Raw genomic sequence first — 13,250 nt, 5'->3', positions numbered from 1 at the left:
TTTTAGAAAAGATACTAAACTAACTTACTATATTTATCATCTAAACCGTACTTTCTCCCTTTATTAGAAGAATCTACTATTTTCAAAAACCCCTGATCTACCCAATCGGCACAAAGCTTAGCACTTGTTCGAGGTTTAAAACCAAAAACTTTACCAATTTGACTACTAGTTACAACTTCAAATTGCTTAAAAAGCTCTAAAACTTTTCTCTGTTTAGGATCAAGCTTTCTAAGTAATGCACTCATGTCAGGAAGCTCTTTATTACTTACCTCTTGCATTTGATTAAGTACTTTTTCAAAAGATATAGCCATACCATTTATAAAATACTCTACCCAGCCTGTTATATCTGCTTCAGCATGCCCCATATAGTAATTATGATGTCCTATGCTAATAGCCTCATAATAAGCTCCTAGGTTTTTAGCATAGTACTCTTCAAGAGAATACAAGCCTTTAAGATCGTAACCTCCTAAATGAAGTATTAAGGTTGTAAGTAGTCTTGCAGTTCTACCGTTACCGTCATAATAAGGGTGTATAGTTGCAAATTGATAATGAGCTATTGCTGCAATAACAGGAAAAGGCAGCTCATTATTATTAATCCATAATACCATATTGTGCATAAGATTTTTTACGTCTTTTGCTTCCGGAGGCATATAAATAATTTTTTTTGTCCCGCTATCTTTAATGACATTTTGTCCATCACGATATTTTGTAGGCTTAACATTAGTTTTGCCATTAGACATAACTAAAGCATGAATAATTTGTATTATACTCTCTGTAATTTTTATATTTTGGGCTACCCATTTTTCTACTTGCATTAAAGCTGCATAGTAACCTTTAACTTCATGCTCATCTTGTTCTCTTCTTGGAAAATGCTCTTGATGTTGAACTATGTTTTTAATCTGATCTGCATCAAGCCTATTCCCCTCAATCATAGTAGAATAATGTGTAGTATAAAGACGTGCAGTTTCTCTTAAAGAACTAAGAACAGTAGGATTTAATGGCAAATGCAGTATTTCAGCTTTAACAGCTTCAATACGCATTAATGAGTTCATAACTTGAGGAGTTATTTTATAGTTTGGTTTAAATTTTAGATTTATCTGCATAGTTCATTATTACATTATGCAGATAAAGTACAGATAAATCAAATATTTATTTCTCTAAAACCTTTAGCCCCTCTTTCAAACCATGTTTTATAAATGTAATTTTAGCTTGTTTACCATCAGCCGTTATAAACTCTAAATAATTATCATTTGATAAAATCATTTCAATATCATCTTGTGTAATAGTAGCTATAGCTTGGCAACTATTTATCGTACAATTTATATATATTCCTGGTGCAATATTTTTCTCGCCACTATTAATAACTGTGCCGGCAGGAATTTGAACATTTGGCGGTAGTACTTTAATTAGCTTTAATTCTTTTTTACTTTGATCACTATTGAAATAACCAATATGGTACATTGCTAATATTTCTGTCTCTTTATCTTTTTCGGTATTATTAATTTGTTGTGATAAAAAGCAAATTTGTTTTTGTTCATTATTAAGATTACAATTTAAATTCCAAGCTCCATATTTTTTAGGTGCTGTTGATGCATTAACATTTTCCACCCTAAATAATACAAAAACCCCAGCTATTACAAATAACCCGCTACAAACAAATATAATTTTCTTTATGTAATTTTTCATTTTACTTTTAACCTTTTTAAAATATTTTCTTTCCCTAAAATTTCAGCAATTTCAAATATGCTAGGTGAGCCAACCATACCCGTAATTAAAGCTCTCACAGGCTTCATAACTTCATTTAGCTTTAAACTATTTTCTGTTGCTATTTTCTTAAATTCAGACTGTACTGATTCTTTATCAAACTGCTCAAGTTTTTCTAGGCTTTCTATAACATTGCTAAGCAAATTTTTATCGCAATTTTCTATAATTTCCTTTGCATCATTTTCATAAGCAATAGGAGTATCTATTAAATAAATTTTTGCAAGATTTGCTAAATCTAGTAAGGTTTCGCTTCTAACTAATAAACCTTGTAGACCACATTTTATATAATTTACTTCCTGCTCGCTGACCTTATAATTTCGATTTAATATCTCTAAAATTTTAGTAATTAAACTATCTTCATCAAGCATTCTTAAATAATGGCTATTTAAACTATTCATTTTAGTAAAATCAAGTTTTGCAGGTGATTTACCAAGTGAATCTAGGTTAAACCATTCGATAGCTTGATCTATCTGGATAATCTCATCATCCCCATGACTCCAACCAAGACGCAATAGATAATTACATAAGCTTTCCGGCAAATACCCCATATCCTTATAAGCTTCAACACCTAAAGCCCCATGCCTTTTAGACAATTTAGCACCATCTGCTCCATGAATTAGCGGTATATGAGTCATGCTTGGAACGTGGTAACCAAAAGCGTTATATATAGCGATTTGCCTTGCAGCATTCGTTAAATGATCATCACCTCTAATAATATGAGTTATGCCCATATCGTGATCATCGACCACCACGGCTAACATGTAAGTAGCAGTGCCATCACTACGCAGCAGTACCATATCATCAATGTGAGAGTTCTCAATTACTACGTCACCCTGCAAAGTATCATTAATTGTTATACTGCCTGTGCGAGGAGTTTTTAAACGTATAACTGGCTTTATATCTTTGGGGTAAGTATCAGGAGTTTTATCTCGCCACCTACTATTAAAAATAAAATGCTGCTTATTTTCTAGAGCTTCTTGTCTTTGCTTTTCTATTTCTTCCTGAGGCGTAAAACAATAATATGCCTTACCCTCTGCAAGCAACTTTAATGCTGCTTCCTTATAAAGATCATTGCGTTTAGATTGGAATACAACTTCATCATCCCAATTAAGCCCTAGCCATTTCAGTCCTGAAAATATGGCTTCTACCGCTGCTTCTGTTGATCTTTCTTTATCAGTATCTTCAATACGTAATAGAAATTTGCCGTTATTATGCTTAGCAAATAAATAATTGAATAAAGCCGTTCTTGCTGAACCTATATGTAAAAACCCCGTCGGTGACGGAGCAAATCTAGTAATCACGTTGTTAGTCATTTTTTTATACATAGATGTCATTGCGAGAAGAAACTATAAGTTTTGTACGCGTGCAATCTAGGGATGTTTAATGAGATTGCTTCGTCGCTACGCTCCTCGCAATGACGGGTTATCATTTTTCTTCAAATACATAAAATAATTTACGTCTATATCATCGTCACTTAATACCCATTTGTCTTCTGCCATGTTATACACCAAGCCTTTTATTTCCTCAATTTCTATATTGGTATTTTCTAGCATCTCATAAATTTCAGATGGTTTTAGAAACTTACTATAATCATGGGTATTTTTCGGCACCCATCCAAGTATATACTCAGCTGCTATTATCCCAAGTAAATAAGCTTTTTTGGTGCGGTTAATCGTAGAAATTATAGCCATACCTTTTGGCTTAATACGCTTTACCAAATTAAGCATAAATTCTTGAACATTTTCCACATGCTCGATAACTTCAAGGCAAATCACTACATCATATTGCTTATCGTTTTCTAATTCTTCTATAGTGCTTTTTAAATAATTTACCTTAATATTATTTTCCGTCGCATAAGCCAAAGCAGTATCGATATTACTTTGCAAAGCATCAATAGCCGTAACCTTAAAACCTTGCATTGCAAGATTAGTAGCAATTAAACCGCCACCACAACCTACATCTAATATTTCCAAATCAGAAATATCGTTGTAATGCGATTTTATCTTCTCTATTATATAGTTAAGGCGAATAGGATTTATGCGGTGTAAAATACCGAACTCCCCATCCTTATTCCACCAACTATGAGAGATTTTCTCAAATTTTTCTAATTCGTTTTTATTAACTGAAGACATAGCTATAATATACTTATATGGTACTAATAATACTAGCCCTAATTTTAATTAGCTGCATATTTGCTCCCATTGGCTGCATAGCATTATGGAAAAGATACGTTTACTTTGGCGATGGGCTTGCTCATAGTAGCTTTCTTGCAGTCAGCATTAGTATTATCGCTCATTTTCCGTTAATATATTCAGGATTAATTGTTGCAATTCTTTTTTCAATTTTTGTATTTATCTTCCAAAATAATTCTGAAAAAAATGCAGTTATTAATTTAATTTCTAGCTCTATGCTGGCTATTGCTTTAATTATTAATTATTTTTCTTCTGCTCAAAACAATATAGTAAATTTACTGTTTGGCGATATTTTATCTGTAGCTTTTGATGATTTAATTGTGCTAGCAATAATGCTTATAGCTATTATATGCTTTATTGCATATTTTTATAATAAAATTCTTCTTATAATTATTAACAGAGATATTGCCGTAATTAAAGGCGTAAAAGTTAATATTATAGAACTACTATTTTTACTTATTTTATCTATCTCAGTATTTTCTGCAATTAAAATAGTTGGGGTTCTTATGGTGACAGCTGTGTTACTTATTCCTGCTATGATTGCAAGATTTATGGTAGGCAGCCCTGCTATGATGATTATAATATCAATTTTTATTTCGCTATTTATTAATTTCTGTGCTGCTACTGCCTCTTTTTATTTTGATCTACCTCTAACACCATTAGTTATAATAATTGGCTCGTTGATTTATGGGGGGGTGTATTTCTCTGTCATTGCGAGGAAAAATTGGAATTATTAAGTGGCTCTTATATCATTCCGACGTAAGGCTTACTTGCGTAAATACCAAGTCGTCATTGCGAGGAAAAGCTGCAAGCTTTGACGAAGCAATCCAGTTTAAAATACCGATAAATTAGTATTTTTTATTATTTTTTCTGGATTGCCATGCTCATTTCATTCGCTCGCAATGACGTTACACATAATAAAAAAGGCAAGCTATTTAACAATAACTTGCCTTTCATTTTATTTGAAACTAATTAGAAATTATAATCTTCGTACATTCTTTTACGAGCAAACTTTCTTTTTCTTCGTACAGCTTCTTGTGCTTTACGAACACGCTTTACTGACTTCGGTTCGTAGTAACGCTGTTCTTTCATCTTACGAAAATAAAGCTCTCTTTGTAGCTTTTTCTTAAAATTCTTAAGCGTATTATTACAATTACCGGCGTGAACATTTACTAGTATCACTAAAATTACTCTCCTTAAAATAAATATATATTGGTAACAAGCTATATTATCTATATAATAAGTTATAATGTCAAGGTTAAAAATATGAATATTCAAGAAGAACACTACACAAAGAAAATAAGCTTCATGCAATCATTGCTAGAATTATTACCATTTAATGAATGGAATGACAAAATAATTAATGAAGCAGAAGAAAAATGTGGCTTTGCTAAGGGCTATAGTTTAATACTTTTTCCAGATGGATTAGCCGAAATAATAAAATTTTTTGAAAGCTATCTAGATAATATTACGTTAGAAAGTTTAAATGAGCAGAAAGTACCAAATAAAATTAGAGAAAAAATATCCTTAGCAGTAAAAACTAGAATTAAAGCTGTGTTACCTATTATTCATAGCAAGAATGCTGCATATTTCGCATTAAATCCTGTTCAAGGTACAGAAGTTGCATTCCACAGCTGTGATATTATTTGGCAATATGCTGGTGATAAATCGATTGATTATAATTATTATACTAAACGAGGCTTACTACTTTCAGTTTATGTATCATCTATTCTTTTTTATATTCAAGATGACTCAGAAAATTATATTAATACCGATAAATTTATTGATAGTTCTGTAGAAAATATTGTGCAAGCTTTCACGCAAATGAAAAAACTACTCGATCCTTCAAATATTCCAATAGTTAGGATGTTTACATAGAGGATATAATGAGAATTTATTTTATAACTATTATAGCTATATTACTAACAAGCTGCACTTTACCATACAATCCATTAACCTCCAATATCATACTACGGCTTGTACCTTAGGTATCCTTTAGATACGAATTGCAACATAAAACCCTACTACAACGCCACCATGTGGGGACATTGCCCGCATGGATCAGCTTTTCCGTCATTGCGAGCGAATAAAATGAGCGTGGCAATCCAGAAAAAATAATAAAAAATGCTATAAGTCAGCATTTTTTAGCTGGATTGCGTATGTACAATTACTTCGTAATTTCCTTAGCTCAGACGGAAAAACCGATCCATGTAACAAAGCCGGACAAGCACTTAGATGAGAGGAACGGAAATGATCCTCCCAACAATTATAATTACATTAAGCTTTAAAGTAATAAAATTTTATTTCATTATCTTTAAAAGCATCTCTTTTATTTTTGAAACCCTTTTTTAATGAGCCAGAAGAAAAGTTACTTGTACCAGCTTGTGCAATATCAGGACCTTCTAATTTTATCTTTTCTATATCTTTACTACTTGGAATAACAACTGCAATATGCCCTGCTCTTTTTGGGTTAGCATTCTTATATACCGATACAACAAAATGTCCTTGGTTAGCAAATTTTTGTGCTTGAACAAAACTATCATCACGATTTGCAGTCTTAATATAACTCCATCCATTTTTTACCCCTTCTGTTTCAAGCCATTCAGCTTGTTTATTTGACAAAGCAGGTATAAACTCCTTATCACCCTCAGGGTGAGGAAGTAGTGACTTATTCGGAAGACCTAATGCCTTAGAGGCAGCATATGCAAAACAACTACAATGTGATAAACGCTTTAACTTGGGAGAGTCGTATTTTTCTGTTTCTTCTAATAAAGTTTCACCTGTCCTACAGTTTATTACGCTACCTTTCTGCCATTTTCTTTCAACATTTAAGGAGTTAATTATCTCTAGATTCTTTTTGGCAGTTTCCGACATATTTTCAGCTTGTGCAGTAATATTAATACCAAACAAACAAACTATAATTAGCTTAAAAATTTTATGCATTTTCTTTCTCTTATTAATTATGAAACTCTATATACAATATCTAAAATAGTAATTCAACTATTAATTGTAATTATTTTTATATTTTATTGTTTTTTAAGAAATGGAATTATAACATATATTCTTAATAAATGAAAAGTCAGTGGAGGAAGTTTTATTTGGAAAGATTGGGTATAAATCATTAACCTGAAGTGTTTCTTGACAAACTATAAGCTTTTATATATGCTTCTTTAGGATTTAGCACCCGTAGCTCAATTGGATAGAGTATATGACTACGGATCATAAGGTTAGGGGTTCGACTCCTCTCGGGTGCGCCACTCTTCAGTTTTTGCTATCTGTACGAACGTATTGAACGGCGAACGCAAGGTATAATCAAGGTTTTGAGGTTTTAGCGTCAGGTTAGCAAATTTACTTCTTACTTTTATTTGAACACCTAATTATGCTGAATAAGGTATATCTCCAGTAAGCTTATATTCACTATCATCAACAGTATATATATGTATTTTATCAGATGTATTATTACTTAGTTCAATTTCAGGTTCTATAATTACTCTAGCATGCGGTTCTAAAATTATCTCGGATACATTTTCTTTCATACGCTGATGTATTCTAAGCTTATCATTTATTTTAACTTTGACTTTATATTTTATAGGTTCATCATCGCTTGTGTGTTGCATAATAAATTCTTTTAAATAGATTAGAAAATTAAAAATGTACTAATATATAAACATATAGAATAAATCAATCTAAAATTTAATAATAATTTTTTCTATTTTGCACTGCTATAGTAGAAATAAGTGCCAGAATTATACTTACTACAAAGAAAATACCTAATATTAAAGGAGATTGATATTTCTGTAATAAATAGGAAACTATGATTGGAATAAAGCTTGCTACTGAATAAGCACTATTATAAATTAACGCTGTAGCCGTATAACGCATTTTAGTAGCAAATAAACGTGATAATATAGGCATATAACTAGTAAAAATTCACTTGAAGAACAGAATCTTTAACTTAATTATTCAATTCTAACGCCTAATCTTTTAAATATTGAAATATTAAATTTGATCCTATTTTCTTCTTCTATTTCTAATTTTGGCAATAACTTTGATTCATATGGATCATTAACATCTAATAATTTAGAAGAGCATTCAAAATGCACCCCCGAAAGAATAGCTATTCCTTTATCGCACTTAATTTCCACGATCGCCGGTAGATAATTATTATCTTTTTCAATATGATAATATGCTAATACATTTACATCTTTATAAGAATCAGCATTATAAAAGTATCCTCCTCCATTATAATAAACACTTATATTAGTGAAGTCATTATCATCAGGCATGTTTACTTTGAGTAGTGCCGCTCTAGCTCCACTATTTGTTTTATAGTCATATTTAGCAAGAATAGGACCGACAGATTTATCAGGGAAAAATGCTAACTCCCTTTCACCCAGAATCTCTAATGCACCATTTTTATCAAACTCAACAAAATTAGAACCATAATATGCTCCTGCACAAAATCCTAAATAACTTCCACCATTTTCTACATATTCTTTAATAATTTTATTTCCCTCACCATTAAGTTTTTTAGTATAAGGTATATCTGCACCACCAGGTATTACTAATAAAACAGCATTTTTAGCCCACTCTTTAGCTAAAATATCTTGTGCATTTATAAAACTAATTTTATAAGCAGTAGCGATTTTTGCTAAGGTATCAAGAACATACTTTATGGAATTTTCACCCGCCCCCTCATCATTATATATGTATATAATATTTGGCGTATATTCTGTATTATTTAAAACCGTTTGTTCTTGCTGCCTCGTGGCTTCTGGTTCTAACATAACTCATCATATTTATAGATACGACTTATAAAATATAAAATTCTGTCCAATAATTCAATTTGAATAAAATTTATACTTACTATATTTGCATCCTAATAAAAATCCTTTTTAATATTAAAGTTAATATAGTTAAAATATGTTGTTATAATTATAGATAGAAATTATTATTCATTATTAAAACTCTCTATTATTTCCTTTTATTCCTTATTAATCCTTATATTTCTCAAATTATACTTAGATTATTAATTTATATCTTTAGTTAAATTTCTATTGCATTCTTAAATCTTCTTATCTAGATTCTTTCCATAGCTCATTTTTAACAAAATATTAAAAATTATAGAATTTGATAGAGGATGTAATTCATGTTTACCCAATTAATAGAAGCAATAAATAAATATTATAATCCACTAAATAAAATAGAGGAAATAGAAAATCTAATCTCTCAAATGAGTGCTGCGGAATTAGATAAAGTTGATGGTAATAAATGTACGGCATTGCATTTAGCAGTTATTAGAGGGCAAGAAAAAAATTGTGAATTATTAATATCTAAAATGTCTGATGAAGCTATTAATGCTGTTGATAAAGACGGTTATACAGCTTTGCATTACGTAGCTAGTAATGGAAATGAAAAAATTTGCAAATTATTACTATCCAACATGTCTAAAGAAGCTATTAATTCTATTGATGATGCAGGTCATACAGCTCTACATTTTGCAGCTAGTAATGGAAATGAAAAAATCTGTGCATTACTCATAAAAGAAAATTCTGGTTTAATAGATGTAGCTGATAAAAACGGCAATACAGCTATACACTTTGCAGCTAGTAACGGAAATGAAAAAATTTATGAATTACTAAATATAAATCCCAAAGTAATCAATCATTTTGATAAAAGAGGCAATACAATTCTGCATTTTGCAGCTGTTAATGGAAATGAAAAAATTTATGAATTAATTTTAGGTGAAAATTCTGGACTAATTGATATCACTAATAATGATGGTCATACAATTTTATATTCAATAGCTAGTGGGGGAGGACAGCACACTAAGTATACTAAACAATTGAGAGCTAAACCAGGAATAATGCTCCCTAATATATTGAAAATTGTTGATAATAAGGGTTATTGTCTAATTTTCCAAAATAGAGCTAATAATAAACTAGAAGAAGTTTATAAATTACTTATAGAAAAAAAACCTGAACTTCTTAATACTATTGATAAAGATGGTAATACAGCTTTACATTTAGCAATTATTCATAAACAAGAAAAAATTTCTGAATTACTCATAAAAGAAAACAATCTTGAACTTCTTAATGCTATTGACAAAAACGGCAATACAGCTTTACACTTAGCAGCTAGTAATGGACAAGAAAAAACTTGTAATTTACTGATAGAAAAAAACCTGAACTTCTTAATACTATTGATAAAGATGGTAATACAGCTTTACATTTAGCAATTATTCATAAACAAGAAAAAACCTGTGAATTGCTCATAAAAGAAAACTCTAAACTAGTTGATACTATTACTAAAAATGGCTATACAACTCTGCATTGGGCAGTTAACAGTGGAAATGAAAAAATTTGTAATCTACTGATAGAACAAAAACCTGAACTTCTTGATATTACTGATAAAAATGGCAACACTGTACTACATTTAGCAGCCACCCAAAGAAATGAGGAAATTTGTAATTTACTAATAGAGAAAAATCCTAAGTTTCTTGAGGTTATAGATAATAATAGCTATACAGAGCTACTTTACGCAGCCAGAAATGGAATTGTAAAAGCTTACGAGTTACTAATAAAAGCAAATCCTAACTTTCTTGATAATATTGATGATAAAGGTTATACAGAACTACATTATGCAGCTCAAAATGGAAATTTTGAGATTTTTAAATTAATTATAAATAGAAAACCTGAATTACTTAAAACTGTTGATAAACAGGACAATACTGTCTTACATTTAGCAGCTAATAGTGGACAAACAAAAATTTGCGAACTACTTATAAACGAGAATCTTCAAATAACTAAGTCCGTGAATAAAGGAGGTCGTACCGCTCTGCATTTGGCAGCTAGTTTCTATAATGCTCGGGTAAATAACATAGATTTTGAAATTTGTAAATTATTGACGGATAAAGATCCTGATCTAGTTAATATTGTTGATAATCAAGGTAATACGGCTCTACATTATGCAGTTAAAGGAACAGATAGAAAAGAGAAAGTTTGTAGATTACTTATAGAAAAAAATCCTCAAATATTGGATATAAAGGACTATCGTGGTAATACTGTCTTACATAAAGCAGTTATTTCTGGAGACGGGATAATTTGTGAATTACTTATAAAAGAACATCCTCAATTAATTAATATAAAGAATATATGGGGTAGTACGGTTCTACATTATGCAGTTAAAAGAGGACTATTTATGTATGATTTAATAATAAAAGAAAATCCTGAACTAATTTTTGTTACTGACAATAATGGTCGTACAATTTTGCATTATGCTACTGAAAAACCAAATGAAGAACTATGTGAACTCCTAATAAAAAATAATCATCAATTAATTAATATAGTGGACAATGAGGGTAATACGGTTTTACACAAAGCAGCTTCTCGAGGACATATGAAGAGTTGTGAATTGCTTATATCCAAAATGACTTATCAGCTTATTAATCAAGTTAACAAACATGGCTATACAGCTCTGCATTGTGCAGCTATCGGCGAACAAGAAAAAATTTGTGAATTACTTATAAAAGAGCATCCTCAACTAATTGATGTCATTGATAATAATGGTAAAACAGCGTTGGATATAGCAAAATCAAGAAATTGCAATAAAATTGTCGAACTTATAACTACAAAATTAACTCAAATACAACAAGAAAAACAACAAGCTGAGTTATTAACTAAGCAGCAAGCAAAACTAGAGGCACAAAAAGCTGAGCTACTAGCAATACAGAAAGCAGAACAAGAAGAATTACAATTTAAAGAATTACTATCAACGATAAGAGAAAATAATCTAGAAGAAGCAGAGAAATTGGCTAAGGATATAAGCGGGCATATACTCAATAATGTTGATGAGAACTCTAATACCGCAGCATTACATTTAGCAATAGAACAAGGTTTAACTGAAGTAGCAAGAATATTAATAATTAAAATGTCTTTTGAAGCTATTAATAAAATTAATAATAATGACCAGACAGCATTAATGCAAGCGGCTAGCAAAGGTTTAAAAGAAATAAGTAAATTATTAATGACCCAAGCAAGTAGGGAAGAAATATCTAAAGCGAAAATTCTATTAGAGGAGTATGACAAACAGCACGCTACATTTGAAGAGAGATTAGTTACATTTCAAGAGATAGTATTCAAAGTAATTTCTCAACTAAATAATAACAATAATATTAGCGAACAAGATAAAGGAAAATTACAAGAAAGAATAAATGAGATAGCAAAAGCGGTAAATACTTTTACAAACAAAGATGACATAAATGCTATGATTATAAATATGGAAAACTCTGCAAAGGGTGAAATTACTATAGAAAGCATTGAAATTTTACAAAGATATTTAAACCACATAATAGAACAGCAGATTTTATTAAATGATAAAATACGCACGGAAAAACTTACTGAATTTGACAACAAAGTAACAGAGCTGACAACTAAAATAAAAAGCAGTACAACTATTAATGAACAAGATAAAAATTTAATGCAAAACAGTATAAAGGAAATTGTAAGTAAGGTACAGAAATTGGACGATAAAAGTGATATAGAAGAGATAGCTAAGAACATAGAAAAACTTGCTGAAAATAAAATTACTAAAGCAAGAATTGCAGTTTTAGAAGAGGATGTAGATCAATTAATAACACAACAACAAAATAAATTGAGTCTAACTACGAGAAATGAAAATCAACCTGAAAATAATTTAGAAAGTTCAGCTGAAAAAATAAAACAAGATAAGTTAAGTATATTCAAAGAAATAACAGCAAAGGTAATTGCTAATTTGGAAAACAATAATGCTATTACTGCAGGTAATAAAATTACAATGCAAAATTCTATAAATGAAATAATAAGCAGAGTACCGCTATTAACGGATATATCTTATATAGAGAAAATAACGGCTAGTATGAAAGAGCTTACAACAGGAAAAATTGAAAAAGGCAAACTTTTGGATTTAAAAGATGAAATCAATGCAACGATATCAATGCAAACGAATGAAAAAGCCAACTATATGCCAATACTTGCGGTAACAAAAATAATTTATGATAATCCGCTTTTGAGTAATCCAAAATTGTTGCAAGCTGCTGCAGAGAATAAATTAAGCTCTGATTTAATCCAAGAGGCAATTAATAATAATGATGAGGAGCTTATTTTAGCTGGATTAGTGAGTGTAGGATATGATATAACAAAAATTAATTAAGTAAGGATAGGTGGCGGTAGCTTGCCGCCACCATTTAAATTTATACTGCTCGTGAATTTCGTTGTATAAAAAAGTATCACTTATTCACCCCCTATAACTATTTTA

13 protein-coding genes and 1 tRNA gene are annotated in these 13,250 nt (G+C 30.3%); 5 read left to right on the top strand and 9 right to left on the bottom strand.

What is annotated here, in order from left to right; all coding sequences use genetic code 11:
* Positions 1–14: 14 nt before the first annotated feature.
* The 4 genes from AAGD49_RS02500 to ubiG all read right to left on the bottom strand — a co-directional run bounded on the left by AAGD49_RS02500 (position 15) and on the right by ubiG (position 3,896).
* Positions 15–1,103, bottom strand: coding sequence for a Fic family protein (locus tag AAGD49_RS02500; RefSeq protein ID WP_341788994.1), 1,089 nt, complete (start codon positions 1,101–1,103; stop codon positions 15–17).
* A gap of 46 nt (positions 1,104–1,149) precedes the next feature.
* Positions 1,150–1,686: an invasion associated locus B family protein gene (locus tag AAGD49_RS02495; RefSeq protein ID WP_341788993.1), complete on the bottom strand. Its 537-nt coding sequence runs from the start codon at positions 1,684–1,686 to the stop codon at positions 1,150–1,152.
* Positions 1,683–3,077: a glutamate--tRNA ligase gene (gene gltX / locus AAGD49_RS02490; protein ID WP_341788992.1), complete on the bottom strand. Its 1,395-nt coding sequence runs from the start codon at positions 3,075–3,077 to the stop codon at positions 1,683–1,685. The genes AAGD49_RS02495 and gltX overlap by 4 nt, the downstream gene beginning before the upstream one ends.
* A gap of 87 nt (positions 3,078–3,164) precedes the next feature.
* Positions 3,165–3,896, bottom strand: a complete 732-nt coding sequence (gene ubiG, locus AAGD49_RS02485; protein ID WP_341788991.1) for a bifunctional 2-polyprenyl-6-hydroxyphenol methylase/3-demethylubiquinol 3-O-methyltransferase UbiG — start codon at positions 3,894–3,896, stop codon at positions 3,165–3,167.
* Between the two features lie 17 nt (positions 3,897–3,913).
* On the opposite strand from ubiG, the gene AAGD49_RS02480 reads away from it, so the two are divergent.
* On the top strand, positions 3,914–4,693 hold the full coding sequence (locus AAGD49_RS02480; protein ID WP_341788990.1) for a metal ABC transporter permease: 780 nt from the start codon (positions 3,914–3,916) through the stop codon (positions 4,691–4,693).
* Positions 4,694–4,928: 235 nt separating this feature from the next.
* Here the strand turns inward: AAGD49_RS02480 and rpsU are convergent, their stop codons facing one another.
* Entirely contained in the window at positions 4,929–5,138 is a 210-nt protein-coding gene (gene rpsU, locus AAGD49_RS02475; RefSeq protein WP_341788989.1) for a 30S ribosomal protein S21, read from the bottom strand.
* Between the two features lie 84 nt (positions 5,139–5,222).
* Here rpsU and AAGD49_RS02470 point away from each other — a divergent pair, with 84 nt between their 5' ends.
* Positions 5,223–5,834, top strand: a complete 612-nt coding sequence (locus AAGD49_RS02470) for a COQ9 family protein (RefSeq protein ID WP_341788988.1) — start codon at positions 5,223–5,225, stop codon at positions 5,832–5,834.
* A gap of 399 nt (positions 5,835–6,233) precedes the next feature.
* On the opposite strand, the gene AAGD49_RS02465 is transcribed toward AAGD49_RS02470, so the two are convergent.
* Positions 6,234–6,899, bottom strand: a complete 666-nt coding sequence (locus AAGD49_RS02465) for a hypothetical protein (RefSeq protein ID WP_341788987.1) — start codon at positions 6,897–6,899, stop codon at positions 6,234–6,236.
* A gap of 237 nt (positions 6,900–7,136) precedes the next feature.
* On the opposite strand from AAGD49_RS02465, the gene AAGD49_RS02460 reads away from it, so the two are divergent.
* Positions 7,137–7,213: transfer RNA gene (locus AAGD49_RS02460), tRNA-Arg, on the top strand.
* 120 nt (positions 7,214–7,333) lie between these two features.
* Here the strand turns inward: AAGD49_RS02460 and AAGD49_RS02455 are convergent.
* The 3 genes from AAGD49_RS02455 to AAGD49_RS02445 all read right to left on the bottom strand — a co-directional run bounded on the left by AAGD49_RS02455 (position 7,334) and on the right by AAGD49_RS02445 (position 8,743).
* Entirely contained in the window at positions 7,334–7,573 is a 240-nt protein-coding gene (locus AAGD49_RS02455) for a hypothetical protein (protein WP_341788986.1), read from the bottom strand.
* Between the two features lie 76 nt (positions 7,574–7,649).
* A complete protein-coding gene (locus tag AAGD49_RS02450) occupies positions 7,650–7,871 on the bottom strand; it encodes a hypothetical protein (RefSeq protein WP_341788985.1) in 222 nt (73 codons plus the stop codon).
* Between the two features lie 44 nt (positions 7,872–7,915).
* Complete coding sequence (locus AAGD49_RS02445) at positions 7,916–8,743, bottom strand: BPL-N domain-containing protein (protein WP_341788984.1); 828 nt, start codon at positions 8,741–8,743, stop codon at positions 7,916–7,918.
* Between the two features lie 362 nt (positions 8,744–9,105).
* Here AAGD49_RS02445 and AAGD49_RS02440 point away from each other — a divergent pair, with 362 nt between their 5' ends.
* Both AAGD49_RS02440 and AAGD49_RS02435 read left to right on the top strand, forming a co-directional pair.
* Positions 9,106–10,191, top strand: a complete 1,086-nt coding sequence (locus AAGD49_RS02440) for an ankyrin repeat domain-containing protein (protein ID WP_341788983.1) — start codon at positions 9,106–9,108, stop codon at positions 10,189–10,191.
* The gene (locus tag AAGD49_RS02435; protein WP_341789206.1) at positions 10,158–13,145 is read left to right on the top strand and encodes an ankyrin repeat domain-containing protein; all 2,988 of its coding nucleotides are present in this window, start codon (positions 10,158–10,160) and stop codon (positions 13,143–13,145) included. Before AAGD49_RS02440 ends, AAGD49_RS02435 begins: the two co-directional genes overlap by 34 nt.
* The last annotated feature ends 105 nt before the right edge of the window (positions 13,146–13,250 follow it).

This window comes from Rickettsia endosymbiont of Lasioglossum villosulum, assembly GCF_964026455.1.
In the GTDB taxonomy this organism is placed as follows: Bacteria; Pseudomonadota; Alphaproteobacteria; order Rickettsiales; family Rickettsiaceae; genus Rickettsia.
This window is presented reverse-complemented; position numbering and strand designations above follow the sequence as displayed.